We start from the raw sequence: 16,018 nt of genomic DNA, 5'->3' as shown, positions 1-16,018 counted from the left end.
TGGTCGTGCCCGACGTAACTGACGCAGGGAATGCCGAGACGGCGCCCGGCGCTCCGGCGGCGCGTCGACGGCGATTTGGGGGTGGGGCCATGAATCCGGTGCTGGAGCCGCTGTTCAGGACGGTCCGTGCCACTCATCCCAAGGCGGACCTGCGCCTGATCGAGCACGCCTATGACGTGGCCGCCTACCATCACCGCGACCAGAAGCGGAAGAGCGGCGACCCGTACATCACCCATCCGCTGGCCGTCGCGACGATCCTGGCCGAGCTCGGCACCGACGACGAGACGCTGTGCGCGGCGCTGCTGCACGACACCGTCGAGGACACCGCCTACGGCCTCGAGGAGCTGCGCGGCGACTTCGGCGACACGATCGCCTCCCTGGTCGACGGCGTCACCAAGCTCGACAAGGTCAAGTTCGGCGACGCCGCGCAGGCCGAGACCGTGCGCAAGATGGTCGTGGCGATGTCGCGCGACATCCGGGTGCTGATCATCAAGCTGGCCGACCGGCTGCACAACATGCGCACGATGCGCTACCTGCCCGAGCACAAGCGCCACCAGAAGTCCCGCGAGACCCTGGAGATCTTCGCCCCGCTGGCCCACCGCCTGGGCATGAACACCATCAAGTGGGAGCTCGAAGACCTGGCCTTCGCCATGCTCTACCCCAAGCGCTACGACGAGATCGCGCGCATGGTGTCGGAGCGGGCCCCGCGCAGGGACCTGTTCCTGCAGGAGGTCATCGAGAAGGTCTCCGGCGACCTGCGCGAGGCGAAGATCCGCGCGGTGGTCAAGGGCCGGCCCAAGCACTACTACTCGGTCTACCAGAAGATGATCGCCAGGGATGTGGCCTTCGACGACATCTACGACCTGGTGGGCATCAGAGTCCTCGTCGACAGCGTGCGCGACTGCTACGCGGCGCTCGGAACGATCCACGCGCGCTGGAACCCGGTCCCCGGCCGGTTCAAGGACTACATCGCGATGCCCAAGTTCAACATGTACCAGTCGCTGCACACCACGGTGATCGGTCCCGAGGGCAAGCCCGTCGAGCTGCAGATCCGCACGCAGGGCATGCACCACCGGGCCGAATACGGCGTGGCCGCCCACTGGAAGTACAAAGAGGAGGTCGGCGCCCCGGGCCCGGCCGGCAAGGTCAAGCCGGGCAGCGACATGGCCTGGCTGCGCCAGCTCCTCGACTGGCAGAAGGAGACCTCCGACCCGGGCGAGTTCCTGGAGTCGCTCCGCTTCGACCTGTCGGTCTCCGAGGTCTACGTCTTCACCCCGCGCGGCCAGGTGGTGGCGCTGCCGGAGGGGGCCACCCCGGTCGACTTCGCCTACGCGGTCCACACCGAGGTCGGTCACCGCTGCATCGGCGCCCGCGTGAACGGCCGCCTGGTGCCGCTGGAGTCGCGGCTGGGCAACGGCGACACGGTCGAGATCTTCACCTCGAAGTCACCCGACGCCGGCCCGTCGCGCGACTGGCTCAAGTTCGTCAAGTCCGGCCGCGCCCGCAACAAGATCCGGCAGTGGTTCTCCAAGGAGCGCCGCGAGACCGCGATCGAGGCGGGCAAGGAGGCCATCGGCCGGGCCATGCGCAAGCAGGGGCTGCCGCTGCAACGCCTGATGTCCGGCGAGTCGCTGCTGGCCCTGGCCCGTGACCTGCGCTATCCCGACGTGTCGGCCCTCTACGCGGCCGTGGGGGAGGGGCACGTCGCCGCCCAGACGGTCGTGCAGAAGCTCGTGGCCTCCATCGGCGGCGTCGACAGCGCCGAGGAGGACATCGCCGAGACCTCGCTCCCGACGCGCCTGCGCGGCCGTCCCCGGGGCGGTGGCGGCGCGGGGGTGGTCGTCGCGGGCGACAGCGACGTCTGGGTACGCCTGTCGAAGTGCTGCACCCCGGTGCCCGGCGACGAGATCGTCGGCTTCGTCACCCGGGGGCACGGGGTGTCCGTGCACCGCGCCGACTGCACCAACATCACGCAGCTCAAGTCGCAGCCCGACCGCCTGGTGGAGGTGAGCTGGTCGCCGGGCGACGACTCGGTCTTCCTGGTGGCCATCCAGGTCGAGGCCCTCGATCGGCCCCGCCTCCTGTCCGACGTCACCAGGACCCTGTCCGACCAGCACGTCAACATCCTCAGCGCCTCGGTGACCACCTCACGAGACCGGGTGGCGATCAGCAAGTTCACCTTCGAGATGGGCGATCCCAAGCATCTCGGTCATGTGCTCAAAGCCGTCCGCACCATTCAGGGCGTCTTCGACGTCTACCGGGTCAGCGGCGCCAGTACGTAGAAAGATCCGGCAGGTTGACCACGATCGCGTCCTGGGTGCTGCGGGCGATGACCACCACGGCCTCCTGATCGGGGTCGGGGTTCTCCTCGCGGTGCGGCACGTAGGGCGGGACGAAGATGTAGTCACCCGGCTTGGTCTCCAGCCGGGTCTCGCGTGCGCTGCCGGGGTCCAGGAACACGAACGACGGCGTGCCGCTGACCACGTAGATGGCCGTCTCCGACTCCCCGTGATGGTGATCCGCCGAGCGCGTGGAGGGGGCGACGTGGGTCTGGCCCATCCACAGCTTGCCGGACCCGGCGGTGCGCCCGCTGACGGCCGCCAGGCGGTGCATGCCGGAGCTCTGGGCGGTCTCGGACGTCAGATCGTCTGTGGTGAGGTGACGCAGCCGTTGGTGGAACGGGTCCCCGTCTGACCGGTAGCCCTCCCACAGGCGCCCTCCGGCCCGCTGCAGCACGTTCGCGGCCGTGGCGGCCAGGCGTACCGGATCGTCGTGGGCGGAGAGCAGCGCGTCGGCGAGCGCCGCGTCGTAGGAGCGCAGCTCGCGCAGCAGCCACTTGCCCGAGCCGTGCCAGCGGCCGGCGGCCGTCAGCGCCAGCCGGGCCGACTCCTGGACGATCTGCCAGCGGATGAACGCCTGCTCGCCCGGGTCGGTAGCGCCCGCCAGGTCGTCGAGCAGGTCCGACAGGGCGTAGCGGGCCCGGTCCAGCATCCCCGGCGCGGCGGGGCCGGGACCTGCGGAGAGGCGTTCGCGCATGGCCGCCTGGACCTCGGCGGCCCGCCCCGCCCGGTCGGTGAGCACCACGCCCTCCGCGCACATGCGCGGCAGGGTGGGCCGGCGGCCGGCCAGATCGCGGTCGGCGTAGGCGATCAGGCTCAGCTCGTTGTGCACCATCAGGTCGACCGGCCACTCACGCCACCGCAACGACTCGCGGTAGGGCACGGCCAGGCCGTCCAGCACCACGACCACGTCGAGATCGGACCGGCTCGTCCGATGGCCGACCGGCGAACCGCCGCCCAGAAAGGCATAGAGCGCGTCCGGGAACAGCTCGGCGACCAGGGCGCGCGCGGCGGGCACGGGATCCATGCCTGCCACCCTAAAGCTCCCGCGCCCTCATCGGCCCGGCACCCTGAGAGCCGGGCACGCAGGCGACCCCCTTCGCCCGCGGACTGGCGGAAACCTCAGCTGAACTCGGCCAGCGTCCGCTCGGCCTCCTCCAGCCACGAACGGCGCGCCGTGATGGCCTCCTCGGCCTCCTTGACGTCCTTGGCGCGTCCGGCGGTCTGGGCCTTGACCAGGCGCTTCTCCAACTGCTCGATCGTGGTGCGCAGCTGGTCGACCGTGCTCTGGGCGCGGGCCCTGGCCTCGGGGTTGGACCGCTTCCACTCGGCGTCCTCGGCCTTGCGCACGGCGTCGTCCACCTTGCGCAGGCCGCCTTCGAGCCGGTCGCGCTGCTCGCGCGGCACCGGACCGGCCGCCTCCCAGCGCTCCAGGATGTGGCGCAGCGCCGCTCTGGCCGTGCGTACGTCGGTGACCGGAAGGATCTTCTCGGCCTCCGTCAGCAGCACCTCCTTGATCTCGGCGTTGGCCGCCAGGGACGCGTCACGCTCGGCGAACACCGCCGAGCGGGCCTGGAAGAACAGGTCCTGGGCGCCCTTGAAACGCGCCCACAGGTCGTCCTCGGCCTCCCGCGACGCCCGGCCCGCGCTCTTCCAGCGCTGCATCAGGTCGCGGTAGACGGCCGCCGTCGTGGCCCAGTCGGTCGAGTCGGCGATCGCCTCCGCCTCGGCGACGATGCGCTCCTTGTCGGCGCGTACGCCCTCGCGCTGCTCGTCGAGCCCCGCGAAGTACTGCTTGCGCCGTTTGGCGAAGGCCGTGCGGGCAGCCGACAGCCGCTTCCACAGGGCCGCCTCGGTGACCCGGTCGATGCGGTCGGCCGCCTTCCACTCCTCGACCAGCTGGCGCAGCCGCTCGCCACCCGACTTCCAGTGGGTGGTCTCGTCGGCGATGCGCTCGGCCTCGGCGACGATGCGCTCCTTGACCGTCTTGGCCTCGGCCCGCGCGTGCTCGCGCGCGGCCTTGACCTCCTCGCGCCGCTGCGCGACCACCTCCGTCAGCCCGTCGAGACGGGCCGTCAGCGCGGCGAGGTCGCCGATGGCGTGTGCCTCGGCGACCGCCTCGCGGAGCTTGACGATGCTGGCCTTGGCCTGTGCCGGAGCCAGGTCGGTGCCCTTGACCCGCTGCTCCAGCAGCGTGATCTGGCCGGCCAGCTCGTCGTACTTGCGATGGAAGTAGGCCAGTGCCTCGTCCGGTTCACCGGCCTGCCAGGAACCGACGGCTCGCTCTCCCTCAGCCGTACGCACGTAGACGGTGCCGTCGTCGTCTACCCGGCCCCACGGGTCGGTGCTCACCGTGTCCTCCCGCACTATCCATCAGACCCTTCGGGACTACTGTCCCTAGTTTGTATTACGTCAGCTCTTGCCAGAGAATGTCACGTCTTTGATTACGACGGTTTCCTTAGGTGCCCCGGTGCCATCCTGTCCGCCCGCGATGACGCCCGCTTTGTTCACCTTGTCGAGGATGTCGAGACCCTTGGTGATCGTACCCACTGGCGTGTAATCCGGGGTGAGTTGCAGGTCGCCGAAGACCAGGAAGAACTGGCTTCCGGTGGTGCCCGGCGCCTGTGTCTTGGCCATCGCCATCACGCCGCGCTTGTAGGTGGCGCCCGTGAGATTTTCCTCGCCCATGACGTAGCCGGGGCCGCCGGCGCCGTCCGACTCGCCCTTGCCGTCGGCCTTGGCCTGCGGGTCTCCGCACTGCAGCATCGGGAACTGCGCGCTGCCCAGCCGGTGGCACTTGCTGCCGTCGTAGAACTTCTTCTCCGCCAGGTAGGCCAGAGAGTTGACCGTGCAGGGCGCCTTGGCGTTGTCGAGCTGCACGACGATGTCGCCCAGGTTGGTGTCGAGCGTCATCGTCTTGGTCGCCGGCTTGAGCTTCACCTTCTTCGGCGGGAGCCCGACGTCCTTGACCACGCCGCCGCTCTTGTCGGCGACGTAGTCGCACGTGCCGGTCGCGGCGTCGTACGGCTTGGGGCCCGCGGCGGGCGTCGCCGAGGCCGAGGCCGAGGGCACCGCCGTGTCCGAGGGCTGCGCCGTCGCGGCGGCGTCGGTCTTGGAGTCGCCGCCGCCCAGCAACGCGACCGCGGCCACGATGCCCCCCACCACGACGATCACGCCCACCGTGGAGCCGATGATCGCCATGCGCTTGGCGCGCTGCTCGCGCTCGAGTCGGCGTGCCAGCTGCCGCTCGTGGTGCTCGCGTGCCAGCTGTTTCTGCCGGTCCTTCCCCGTGGCCACCGCTTTGCCTCCCATAGTCAATCAACTGAGGTGGGCGAATCGTATCGGCCAACGGGTAATGATTCGCAGCCCGGCGACCCGCACCGGTACCCTTCGGTTACATTCCCATTGGCTTTTTTGACGAGATCAGCTGAGGCAGATGCTCATCGCAGGCTTCCCCGCAGGGGCCTTCCAGACCAATTGTTACGTCGTCGCGCCCGCAGCGGGCGAGGAGTGCGTGATCGTCGATCCAGGTCAGGACGCGGTCGACGGGGTCGACGAGCTGCTGAAAGAGCATCGGCTCAAGCCGGTGGCGGTCCTGCTCACGCATGGTCACCTCGACCACGTCTGGTCGGTGGCCCCGGTCTGCGGCGCGCGCGACGTGCCCGCCTGGATCCATCCCGACGACCGGCACCTGCTGAGCGACCCGGCCGCGGGCTGGTCGCCGACGAGCTCCTCGATGTTCGGCGGCATCACGCTGAGCGAGCCCGACGACGTACGCGAGCTGTCCGACGGGGCCGTGCTGCCGCTGGCCGGGCTGGAGATCGTGGTCGACCACACACCCGGCCATACCAGGGGGTCGGTGAGCTTCCGGTTGCCTGACGACGACGTGATGCTGTCGGGCGACCTGCTGTTCGCCGGCTCCATCGGCCGCTCCGACCTGCCGGGCGGCGACTACCCGACGATCCTGCGCAGCCTGGCCGACAAGTGCCTGCCGCTGCCTGACGATACGGTCGTCCTGCCGGGCCACGGACCACAGACCACGATCGGCCGCGAGCGCGCCACCAATCCATATCTGAAGGAAGCCGCGCCGCACGCCGGTCCCACACGAGGCATCTAACAGGGATCTCATGAGCTTCCAAGCGCCAAAGGGCACCTTCGACTGGCTGCCGCCCCGCTCCGAGCGGGTCCTCGCCGTCCGCGAGGCTCTCGTCGGCCCGGCCCGCCTGGCCGGCTACGGCTACGTCGAGACGCCGGTGTTCGAGGACACGCAGCTGTTCGCCAGGGGCGTCGGCGAGTCGACCGACATCGTGTCCAAAGAGATGTACACCTTTCCCGACAAAGCGGGCCGCTCCCTGACGCTGCGGCCCGAGGGCACCGCGTCGGTCGTGCGCGCGGTCCTGCAGCACGGCCTGCACAACGGTCAGCTCCCGGTCAAGTTGTGGTATTCCGGCAGCCAATTCCGCTACGAACGCTCCCAGAAGGGCCGTTACCGTCACTTCTGGCAGGTCGGCGCCGAGGCGCTCGGCTCCGAGGACCCCGCGCTCGACGCCGAGCTCGTCGTGCTGGGCGCCCAGGGCTTCGCCGCGCTCGGTCTGACGGGCGTCCGGCTGCTGATCAACTCGCTGGGCGACAAGACCTGCCGGCCCACCTACCGGGCGGCGCTGCAGGACTTCCTGCGCGGGCTCGACCTCGACGCGGACACCAAGGCCCGGATCGAGATCAACCCGCTGCGGGTGCTCGACGACAAGCGGCCCGAGGTGCAGGCGCAGCTGACCGGTGCGCCCCTGGTGGTCGACCACCTGTGCGCCGCGTGCGAGTCCTACCACGAGGAGGTCCGCGCGCTGCTGAGCGCCGCGGGCGTCGCCTACAAGGACGATCCGCGGCTGGTGCGCGGGCTCGACTACTACACGCGCACCACGTTCGAGTTCGTCCACGACGGGCTCGGCTCGCAGTCCGCGGTCGGTGGCGGCGGGCGCTACGACGGGCTCAGCGAGATGCTCGGCGGGCCGCCCCTGCCCAGCGTCGGCTGGGCGCTCGGCGTCGACCGCACGGTCCTCGCCATGGAGGCCGAGGGACTGCTCGACGACACCGCACCGGGACGCGTCCAGGTGTACGGTGTCCCGCTGGGTGACGAAGCCCGCCGCCGGATGTTCCTGCTCGTGACCGAGCTGCGCCAGGCGGGCGTCAGCGCCGACCTGGCCTACGGCGGCAAGGGGCTCAAGGGCGCGATGAAGGGCGCCGACCGCTCGGGTGCCCGGTTCGCGCTGATCCTGGGCGAGCGTGACCTGGCCGCGCAGGCCGTACAACTGAAAGACCTGACCACCGCTGAGCAGACCGAGGTGCCGTTGGCCCAGGTCGTCGATGTCTTGAAGGGGAAAGTGCAGTGATGCGCACGCATACCGCCGGGTCGCTCCGCGAGGAGCACGCCGGGCAGCAGGTGACGCTCGCAGGATGGGTGGCCCGGCGCCGTGATCACGGCGGTGTGGTCTTCATCGACCTGCGCGATGCCTCCGGCTCGGCGCAGGTGGTCTTCCGCGAGGAGGACCACGCGCACGACCTGCGCGCCGAATACTGCGTGCTGGTCGTGGGCCAGGTCCGGGTCAGGCCGGAGGGCAACGAGAACCCCGAGCTGCCCACCGGCGCGATCGAGGTCGTCGCCGAGCGGGTCGAGGTGCTCAGCGAGTCCGCGCCGCTGCCGTTCCCGATCGAGGGTGGCACGGCCGTCTCCGAGGAGGCCCGCCTCAAGTACCGCTATCTCGACATCCGCCGCCCGCAGGTGGCCAACGCCCTGCGGATCCGCTCGAAGGCCACCTACCTGGCCAACGAGGTCATGCACGAGCTGGGCTTCGTCTACGTCGAGACGCCGACGCTGACCAGGTCCACGCCCGAGGGCGCGCGTGACTTCCTGGTGCCGGTCCGGCTGCAGCCGGGCAACTGGTACGCCCTGCCGCAGTCGCCGCAGCTTTTCAAGCAGCTGCTCCAGGTGGGCGGGCTGGAGCGCTACTACCAGCTCGCCAAGTGCTACCGCGACGAGGACCTGCGGGCCGACCGGCAGCCGGAGTTCACCCAGATCGACGTCGAGATGTCGTTCGTCGACCAGGAAGACGTCATCGAGGTCGGCGAGAAGCTCATCAGCCGCGTGTGGCGCGAGACGCTCGGCTACGAGATCCCGACGCCGCTGCCGCGCATGACCTACGCCGACGCGATGTCCCGCTACGGCTCCGACAAGCCCGACCTGCGCTTCGGCCAGGAGCTCGTCGAGATGACCGGCTACTTCGCTGGCACCTCCTTCCGCGTGTTCCAGGCCGACTACGTGGGCGCGGTCGTCATGCCGGGCGGCGCCTCGCAGACCCGCAAGGAGCTCGACGGCTGGCAGGAGTGGGCGCGCTCGCGTGGCGCCAAGGGTCTGGCGTACGTACTCGTCCAGGAGGACGGCACGCTCGGCGGCCCGGTGGCGAAGAACCTCTCAGAAGAGGAAATTTCCGGACTTGCGGCGAAGGTCGGCGCTCAGCCGGGCGACGCGGTCTTCTTCGCGGCCGGCGCCCGCAACGCGGCGCGCGACCTGCTCGGCGCGGCCCGGCTGGAGATCGGCCGCCGCTGCGGCCTCATCGACGAGTCGCTGTGGTCGTTCCTGTGGGTCGTCGACGCGCCCATGTTCGAGGAGGACGGCGAAGGCGGCTGGACGGCCGTGCACCACCCGTTCACCGGCCCCAAGCCCGAATGGGCCGACAACTTCCAGGACCACCCGGGCGAGGCCCTGGCCTACGCCTACGACATGGTCTGCAACGGCATGGAGATCGGCGGCGGCTCCATCCGTATCCACCGGGCGGAGATGCAGCAGCGCGTCTTCGACGTGCTCGGCATCTCCAAGGAGGAGGCCGAGAACAAGTTCGGCTTCCTGCTGGAGGCGTTCAAGTACGGCCCGCCCCCGCACGGAGGCATCGCCTACGGCTGGGACCGCATCTGCATGCTGCTGGCCGACGGCGAGTCGATCCGCGACGTGATCGCCTTCCCGAAGACCGCCTCCGGGTTCGACCCGCTCACCGGCGCGCCGACGCCGATCACGGTCGAGCAGCGCAAGGAGGCGGGCGTCGACGCCAAGCCCAAGACCGAGGGCTGACGGACAGCAGAGCGCCCCGCCTCTTCAGGAGAGGCGGGGCGCTCTGACGTGTGCGGCTACCTGACCGTGACCTTCTCGATGATGATCGGGTTCTTCGGGGCGGTCGAGCCGCCGTCGCCGGTGATGTCGTCCTTGCTGACGATGACGCCGTCCTTGGCGACCTTCTCGATGATCTCCAGACCCGAGCGGACCATGCCGAGCACCGAGTACTGGGCCTCGATCTGCGTGTTCTCATCCGACAGCGAGATGGCGAACTGGCTGCTGTTCTGGCCGGCCGCGTCCTGCGGCTGGGTGAGGAACACCACGCCGCGGGTGTACGGAATCGAGCCCACGGCTTCGTCCCCGTAGACGTAGCCCGCCGTGCCCTGGCCGTCGGTCGGGTTCTTGCCGTCGGCCTTGGCCTTGGGGTCGCCGCACTGCAGCAGGAACAGCCCCGCGGTCTCCGGCGTCACCAGGCGGTGGCACTTGGTGTTGTTGTAAAAGTTCTTCTTGGCCAGGAAGTCCATCGAGTTGACCGAACACGGCGTCGCGGCCGGGTCGACGTCGATGACGATCTTGCCGTGGTTGGTGAAGACGGTCATCGTCTTCAGCTTCATGTTCGGCTTGCTGCCGGGCATGCCCACGTACTTCATCGGCACGTCGGCGGTCTCCCGCTTGTACGTGCAGCTCACCTTGCCGGCCTTCTTCGGCAGCGAGGACAGCGACGGGGTCGGCGAGGGAGCGGCGCTGGTCGAGGCCGAGGCCGACGGACTGCTCTCGGCCGAGACCTTCTTGGCCGGGTCGTCCTTGCCGACCAGCGTGGTCGCGGCGTAGATGCCGCCCGCGACCACGACGACCGCCAAGCCCGCCCCGATGAAGATGTTCCGCCTCGCCTTGGCGGTGTCCGCGGCCGCGCGCTGTTCCTGCCGCTCCTTGTGCTCCCGAGCCAGCTGGCTCTGGCGGTCTTCGCCGCTCACCGGTATGCCCTCCACTTTTGCCTGTACATGACCAAACAACTCCGCGAATGCTACCGGCCCTTCGATGTGCCGGACGTAAGAGGCGGAAACCACTCAGAGTGACGAGATTGGTGGCGAACCATATCGTGTCGTTATTCGTAGTTGAAATGAGAACTAGGAGCGCTGACATGTTCGACGAGATCTTCGGCCTGCCCGCCCACCCACTGATCATCCACTTCGCGGTGGTGCTGACCCCTCTCCTGGCCGGCGCCTCCGTGGCGTACGCGGTGCTGAGCCGCTGGCGGCCGATGCTGGCGTGGGCGGTGGTGCTGCTCTCCGTGGGGGCGCCCGCGGCCGTCTTCGCGGCCAAGGAGAGCGGCGAGAGCCTCAAGCAGGCCCGCTTCGCCAGTGCCGACGGCACCCTGAGCCAGCGGATCTCCACCCATGAGAGCTTCGCCAACCCGTTGCTGCTGTCGGCCGCCGGACTCGGGGTCGCCGCGCTGCTGCTCGTCTACGCCACCAGCCCGAGCCGTGGCTCGCTCGGCGACCGGTTCGGCCGTCCGGTCACGCTCGTGCTGTCCGGCGTGACGGTGCTGCTGGCCGTGGTGGTCGGCTACTTCGTCTTCCGCGCCGGCGACTCGGGAGCCAGAGCCGTCTGGGGGGCGTAGGCGTGGACCGCTGTACCCGGTCCACCCTGTAATCTCACGTTGTGGAGAGTCTGTTCGATTCGGCGGCTGCGGACGCCACGCCGCAACCCCTCGCGGTCCGGATGCGGCCGCGCACGCTCGACGAGGTGATCGGCCAGCGCCACCTGCTCGGCCCGGGCACCCCGCTGCGCAGGCTCGTCGAGAGCGAGGCGCCGATGTCGCTCTTCCTGTGGGGACCGCCGGGCACCGGCAAGACCACGCTGGCCTACGTCGTCTCCAACGTCACCAAGCGGCGCTTCGTCGAGGTCTCCGCCGTCTCGGCCGGGGTCAAGGACGTACGCGCCGCCATCGACACCGCCAAGCGCGAACTGGGCATGACCGGCCGGCAGACCGTGCTCTTCGTCGACGAGGTCCACCGCTTCAACAAGGCCCAGCAGGACGCCCTGCTGCCCGCCGTCGAGAACCGCTGGGTCACCTTCATCGGCGCGACCACCGAAAACCCGTTCTTCTCCGTCATCTCCCCCCTGCTGTCGCGCTCGCTGCTGCTCACGCTCGAGTCCCTGAGCGACGACGACGTCCGCGTGGTCCTGAACCGCGCGGTGTCCGACGAGCGCGGTCTCGGCGGCCGCGCCACCCTCGCCCCCGAGGCCCTGGAGCATCTCGTACGGCTGGCGGGCGGCGACGCCCGCCGCTCCCTGACCTACCTCGAAGCCGCCGCGCTGCTGGCCGACGACATCTCGGTCGAGGTCGTGGAGAAGGCCGTCGACAAGGCGGCCGTCCGCTACGACCGGCAGGGCGACCAGCACTACGACGTCATCAGCGCGTTCATCAAGTCGATGCGCGGCTCCGACGCCGACGCCGCGCTCCACTACCTGGCCCGGATGATCGAGGCGGGCGAGGACCCGCGGTTCATCGCCCGCCGCATCGTCATCTTCGCCTCGGAAGACGTCGGCATGGCCGACCCGACCTGCCTGCAGACCGCGGTCGCCGCGGCCCAGGCGGTGCAGCTGATCGGCCTGCCGGAGGGCCAGATCAACCTGGCCCACGCGGTCATCCACTGCGCGCTGGCGCCCAAGTCCAACGCCGTCGTGAAGGCCATCGGGGCGGCGATCGGCGACGTACGCCGCGGCCTGATCGGGCAGGTGCCCGGCCACCTGCGCGACGCCCACTACCCGGGCGCCGCCAAGCTGGGCCACGGCGACGGCTACAAGTACCCGCACGACTTCGACCACGGGCTGGTCCGCCAGGACTACGCGCCCGAGCAGGTCCGCGACAAGCGCTACTACGAGCCCACCAAGCACGGCGGCGAAGGGGTTCTGGCTGAGCGGTGGGCGCGTATACGTGATTTTTTGCGTGGGTCTTGAAGAGCGCCGGTGGCGTGGTCTGGCGTGATCCCTGTGTGACGGTGATCGTTACCGTGCGCACTTCGGCATCCGCGAACACGCGGAGCAGACCGCCCAGCCGATGCGGCGGGCGGCGAAGCCCGTGCGCGCGGCGGCCATGGCCGTGCCGGAACGGCTGGTCGCGCCCGAGATCGGCGTCGTTCGCGGGGTCATGCGGTCGAGCGGGAAACGTTCGCCACCGACGTGGCGGCCTGATCGAGCCTGGTGTCCTCAGTAGCCTGGGCCCTCGAACGCGATAGGGTTCTTGCCGTTCCGGCCCAGCGTATGAGGGAGATGAGCGGATGCTTACCGCTGGAGAGGTCGCCGGGCTGATCGCCGCCACCGGCTGGATCGTCCTGGTCTGCGTGCTCGTCATGGTGCTGGTCAAGCTCACCAGGCTGATCACCGAGACCGGCAGGGCGGTGGCCGACCTGAGCGCCCGCATGGCGCCGCTGCTCGACGACATGAGCCTGACGGTCAACGAGACCAACAGGCAGCTGGTGGCCGTCGAGGCCATCACCAAGGACGTCAAGCAGGTGAGCTCCCACGCCGCCAAGCTCAGCGCCGTCACCCAGACCGTGTTCACCGGACCGCTGATCAAGGTCTCGGCCATCGGCTACGGTGTGCGCAGGGCCATCGAGGTCCGCAGGCCGCGCAAGGCGGGGCGGCGGCGATGATCAGACGGTTGTTCTACCTGTCGCTCGGCGCACTGCTGACCCTCTGGGTGATGCGCAGGCTGCAGGCGCTCCACCCCAATCACGTGGCCCGCCGGACGGTCGGCGGCGCCGCGAGCATGCTCGGACGGGTGAGAGACTTTACTTCTGACGCGTTCGGCGAGGCCGCGGAGCGTGAAATGGAGTTGCGGGCCCGCTTCGGGCTCGACAACCCTGACAGCAACCACTAACGCAAAGGATGGCCCCCATGGAGTCGGCAGAGATCGCCCGCCGCTTCCTGCGCTTCTTCGAGGAGCGTGGGCACAAGGTAGTGCCCTCGGCCAGCCTGATCGCTGAGGACCCGACGCTTCTCCTGGTCAACGCGGGTATGGCGCCGTTCAAGCCGTACTTCCTGGGGCAGCGCAAGCCTCCGGCGGTCCGGCTGGCCACCGCGCAGAAATGCGTCCGCACCCCTGACATCGACGAGGTCGGCAAGACCACCCGGCACGCGACGTTCTTCCAGATGCTCGGCAACTTCTCCATCGGCGACTACTTCAAGGCCGACGTGATCCCGTTCGCCTGGGAGCTGCTGACCAAGCCGGAGTCCGAGGGCGGCTTCGGCTTCCCGGCCGACCGGCTCTGGGCGACCGTCTACCTCGACGACGACGAGGCGCTCGACATCTGGCACAACAAGGTCGGCCTGCCCCTCGACCGCATCCAGCGCCGCGGCCTCGAAGACAACTACTGGCACATGGGCGTGCCCGGCCCCGGTGGCCCGTGCTCGGAGATCTACTACGACCGCGGCCCCGAATACGGTCGCGAGGGCGGCCCCATCGCCGACGAGAACCGCTACCTCGAAGTCTGGAACCTGGTCTTCATGCAGGACCAGCTGGGCGAGGTCCGCACCAAGGTCGACTTCGACATCATCGGCGGCCTGCCCGCCAAGAACATCGACACCGGCATGGGCCTGGAGCGCATGGCGGCGATCCTGCAGGGCGTCGACAACATCTACGAGATCGACACCACCTACAAGATCCTCGACAAGGCGGCCGAGCTCACCAAGACCCGCTACGGCCGCGACCACCGCTCCGACGTCAGCCTGCGGGTGATCGCCGACCACGTGCGCACCGGCACCATGCTCGTCGCCGACGGCGTCATGCCCGGCAACGAGGGCCGCGGCTACGTGCTGCGCCGCATCCTGCGCCGCTCGGTCCGCAACCTGCGCCTGCTCGGCTCCGGCGACGAGCGCTACATGCACGCGCTGACCGCCGTCGCGATCGAGGTCATGAGCGAGCAATACCCGCAGCTCAAGGTTGACGCGCCGCAGATCCACGGGGTCATCGACGCCGAGGAGGCGTCCTTCCTCGGCACGCTCCGCACCGGCACCGCCATCTTCGACGTCGCCGTGGAGGAGACCAAGCGCAAGTCCGGCACCACGCTCTCCGGCGACCAGGCGTTCCAGCTGCACGACACCTACGGCTTCCCGATCGACCTCACTCTCGAAATGGCGTCCGAGCACGGACTCCAGGTCGACGAGGAGGGCTTCCGCCGCCTGATGAAGGAGCAGCGCGACCGCGCCAAGGCCGACGCGGCGGCGAAGAAGACCGGCAACGCCGACATCTCCGTCTTCGGGCAGCTGCTGGAGAAGGCGGGCCGGGTCGAGTTCCTCGGCTACGACCAGACCGAGGCCGACACCGGCATCGTCGGCATCCTGGTCGACGGCGTCCCGGTCCCCGCGGCGGGCGCGGGCACCGACGTGGAGGTCGTGCTCGGCCGCACTCCCTTCTACGCCGAGGGCGGCGGCCAGCTCGCCGACCAGGGCGTGATCCGCACCGGCGGTGCCGAGGTCGAGATCCACGACGTGCAGACGCCGCTCGCGGGCCTCGTCATCCACCGCGGCAAGATCCGCAAGGGCGAGCTCAAGGTCGGTGACGACGCCCAGGCGGAGATCGACCTCGAGCGGCGCCGCGCGATCTCACGCAGCCACAGCGCCACCCACCTCGTCCACCGCGGCTTCAAGAACGCGCTGGGCGAGACGGCGGCGCAGGCCGGCTCCGAAAACTCGCCCGGCCGCTTCCGCTTCGACTTCACCGCGGCCGGCGCGGTGCCGCCGAGCGTGCTGCGCGACGTCGAGGACGAGGTCAACGCGGTGCTCATCAACGACCTCAAGGTCAACGCCTTCTACACCTCCCAGGCGGAGGCCCGGGCGATGGGCGCGCTGGCGATGTTCGGCGAGAAGTACGGCGACGAGGTCCGCGTCGTGGAGATCGGCGACTACTCGCGCGAGCTCTGCGGCGGCACCCACGTCCACAGCTCCGGCCAGCTCGGCCTGGTCAAGGTGCTCGGCGAGCAGTCGGTCGGCGCCGGTGTGCGCCGCGTCGAGGCGCTCGTCGGCATCGACGCGTTCCGCTTCCTGGCCCGCGAGAGCGTCCTGGTCGCGCAGCTCACCGAGCAGCTCAAGGCACGCCGCGAGGAGCTGCCCGAGCGCGTCGAAGGCATCGTCACCCGCCTGCGCACCGCCGAGAAGGAGCTGGAGCGGCTCCGGTCCGCGCAGGTGCTCCAGGTGGCGGGCGAGCTGGCGGCCCAAGCCGGTGACCTGCACGGAGTCTCCGTGGTGACGCACCGCGCGCCTGACGGCACTGGCCCGGACGATCTGCGTAAGCTCGCACTTGATGTGCGTGGCAGGTTCCCAGCTGACCGACCGGCGGTCATCGTGATCGCGGGTGTCCCCTCCGACCGGCCCGTGGTGGTTGCCGCGGTCAACGAGGCGGGACGCGAGCACGGGCTCAAGGCCGGACGACTGGTCGGCGTCGCCGCCAAGGCGCTTGGGGGTGGCGGTGGCGGCAAGGACGATGTCGCGCAAGGCGGCGGCACACGACCGGAGGCGATCGACGACGCGCTGCGACTGGTCGAGCAGGCCATCGCGGAGCAGCTCGGCTGAT

Annotated in this window: 14 protein-coding genes; 9 read left to right on the top strand and 5 right to left on the bottom strand. The window is 69.7% G+C overall.

All coding sequences use genetic code 11. The annotated features are described in order from the left end of the window. The first annotated feature begins 89 nt into the window (after positions 1–89). Positions 90–2,282: a bifunctional (p)ppGpp synthetase/guanosine-3',5'-bis(diphosphate) 3'-pyrophosphohydrolase gene (locus AB0F17_RS36875; protein ID WP_358032449.1), complete on the top strand. Its 2,193-nt coding sequence runs from the start codon at positions 90–92 to the stop codon at positions 2,280–2,282. Here the strand turns inward: AB0F17_RS36875 and AB0F17_RS36870 are convergent. The 3 genes from AB0F17_RS36870 to AB0F17_RS36860 form a co-directional block, all read right to left on the bottom strand. Then, positions 2,263–3,366 carry a cupin domain-containing protein gene (locus AB0F17_RS36870; protein WP_358032447.1) on the bottom strand — a complete coding sequence of 368 codons (1,104 nt, stop codon included), beginning with the start codon at positions 3,364–3,366 and terminating at the stop codon, positions 2,263–2,265. The two genes, AB0F17_RS36875 and AB0F17_RS36870, sit on opposite strands and share 20 nt — an antisense overlap. Positions 3,367–3,461: 95 nt before the next feature. Continuing rightward, positions 3,462–4,691: a DUF349 domain-containing protein gene (locus tag AB0F17_RS36865; RefSeq protein ID WP_358032444.1), complete on the bottom strand. Its 1,230-nt coding sequence runs from the start codon at positions 4,689–4,691 to the stop codon at positions 3,462–3,464. 60 nt (positions 4,692–4,751) lie between these two features. Further along, entirely contained in the window at positions 4,752–5,636 is an 885-nt protein-coding gene (locus AB0F17_RS36860; protein ID WP_358032441.1) for a peptidylprolyl isomerase, read from the bottom strand. A gap of 139 nt (positions 5,637–5,775) precedes the next feature. Between AB0F17_RS36860 and AB0F17_RS36855 the strand changes: the two genes are divergently transcribed. The 3 genes from AB0F17_RS36855 to aspS are packed head-to-tail and all read left to right on the top strand — an operon-like array spanning position 5,776 to position 9,459. After that, entirely contained in the window at positions 5,776–6,456 is a 681-nt protein-coding gene (locus tag AB0F17_RS36855; protein ID WP_358032438.1) for an MBL fold metallo-hydrolase, read from the top strand. Between the two features lie 10 nt (positions 6,457–6,466). Then, positions 6,467–7,726 carry a histidine--tRNA ligase gene (gene hisS / locus AB0F17_RS36850; RefSeq protein ID WP_358032436.1) on the top strand — a complete coding sequence of 420 codons (1,260 nt, stop codon included), beginning with the start codon at positions 6,467–6,469 and terminating at the stop codon, positions 7,724–7,726. Further along, positions 7,723–9,459, top strand: a complete 1,737-nt coding sequence (gene aspS, locus AB0F17_RS36845; RefSeq protein ID WP_358032433.1) for an aspartate--tRNA ligase — start codon at positions 7,723–7,725, stop codon at positions 9,457–9,459. Before hisS ends, aspS begins: the two co-directional genes overlap by 4 nt. Positions 9,460–9,515: 56 nt before the next feature. Here aspS and AB0F17_RS36840 read toward each other — a convergent pair whose 3' ends face one another. After that, the gene (locus tag AB0F17_RS36840; RefSeq protein WP_358032430.1) at positions 9,516–10,415 is read right to left on the bottom strand and encodes a peptidylprolyl isomerase; all 900 of its coding nucleotides are present in this window, start codon (positions 10,413–10,415) and stop codon (positions 9,516–9,518) included. 167 nt (positions 10,416–10,582) lie between these two features. Between AB0F17_RS36840 and AB0F17_RS36835 the strand changes: the two genes are divergently transcribed. Both AB0F17_RS36835 and AB0F17_RS36830 read left to right on the top strand, forming a co-directional pair. Beyond that, positions 10,583–11,062, top strand: a complete 480-nt coding sequence (locus AB0F17_RS36835) for a DUF2231 domain-containing protein (protein WP_358032428.1) — start codon at positions 10,583–10,585, stop codon at positions 11,060–11,062. 41 nt (positions 11,063–11,103) lie between these two features. Further along, the gene (locus tag AB0F17_RS36830; protein WP_358032425.1) at positions 11,104–12,405 is read left to right on the top strand and encodes a replication-associated recombination protein A; all 1,302 of its coding nucleotides are present in this window, start codon (positions 11,104–11,106) and stop codon (positions 12,403–12,405) included. Between the two features lie 48 nt (positions 12,406–12,453). Here the strand turns inward: AB0F17_RS36830 and AB0F17_RS36825 are convergent, their stop codons facing one another. Next, a complete protein-coding gene (locus AB0F17_RS36825) occupies positions 12,454–12,597 on the bottom strand; it encodes a hypothetical protein (protein WP_358032421.1) in 144 nt (47 codons plus the stop codon). Between the two features lie 128 nt (positions 12,598–12,725). On the opposite strand from AB0F17_RS36825, the gene AB0F17_RS36820 reads away from it, so the two are divergent. From AB0F17_RS36820 to alaS, 3 genes are read left to right on the top strand one after another with little or no spacing between them, the layout of a single operon-like run. Beyond that, the gene (locus tag AB0F17_RS36820; RefSeq protein ID WP_214638618.1) at positions 12,726–13,100 is read left to right on the top strand and encodes a DUF948 domain-containing protein; all 375 of its coding nucleotides are present in this window, start codon (positions 12,726–12,728) and stop codon (positions 13,098–13,100) included. Then, complete coding sequence (locus AB0F17_RS36815) at positions 13,097–13,327, top strand: hypothetical protein (RefSeq protein ID WP_358032418.1); 231 nt, start codon at positions 13,097–13,099, stop codon at positions 13,325–13,327. Before AB0F17_RS36820 ends, AB0F17_RS36815 begins: the two co-directional genes overlap by 4 nt. A gap of 17 nt (positions 13,328–13,344) precedes the next feature. Then, on the top strand, positions 13,345–16,017 hold the full coding sequence (gene alaS, locus AB0F17_RS36810) for an alanine--tRNA ligase (protein ID WP_358032416.1): 2,673 nt from the start codon (positions 13,345–13,347) through the stop codon (positions 16,015–16,017). Position 16,018 lies beyond the last annotated feature (1 nt).

Source organism: Nonomuraea sp. NPDC026600, from assembly GCF_040638335.1.
Classification (GTDB): domain Bacteria; phylum Actinomycetota; class Actinomycetes; order Streptosporangiales; family Streptosporangiaceae; genus Nonomuraea.
This window is presented reverse-complemented; position numbering and strand designations above follow the sequence as displayed.

What these genes read in the sequence shown, in the direction of transcription:
- AB0F17_RS36875 (WP_358032449.1), top strand. Translation starts at nt 90, where the DNA reads ATGAATCCGGTGCTGGAGCCGCTGTTCAGGACGGTCCGTGCCACTCAT.
- AB0F17_RS36870 (WP_358032447.1), bottom strand. Translation starts at nt 3,366, where the DNA reads ATGGATCCCGTGCCCGCCGCGCGCGCCCTGGTCGCCGAGCTGTTCCCG.
- AB0F17_RS36855 (WP_358032438.1), top strand. Translation starts at nt 5,776, where the DNA reads ATGCTCATCGCAGGCTTCCCCGCAGGGGCCTTCCAGACCAATTGTTAC.
- hisS (WP_358032436.1), top strand. Translation starts at nt 6,467, where the DNA reads ATGAGCTTCCAAGCGCCAAAGGGCACCTTCGACTGGCTGCCGCCCCGC.
- AB0F17_RS36835 (WP_358032428.1), top strand. Translation starts at nt 10,583, where the DNA reads ATGTTCGACGAGATCTTCGGCCTGCCCGCCCACCCACTGATCATCCAC.
- AB0F17_RS36825 (WP_358032421.1), bottom strand. Translation starts at nt 12,597, where the DNA reads ATGACCCCGCGAACGACGCCGATCTCGGGCGCGACCAGCCGTTCCGGC.
- AB0F17_RS36820 (WP_214638618.1), top strand. Translation starts at nt 12,726, where the DNA reads ATGCTTACCGCTGGAGAGGTCGCCGGGCTGATCGCCGCCACCGGCTGG.
- AB0F17_RS36815 (WP_358032418.1), top strand. Translation starts at nt 13,097, where the DNA reads ATGATCAGACGGTTGTTCTACCTGTCGCTCGGCGCACTGCTGACCCTC.
- alaS (WP_358032416.1), top strand. Translation starts at nt 13,345, where the DNA reads ATGGAGTCGGCAGAGATCGCCCGCCGCTTCCTGCGCTTCTTCGAGGAG.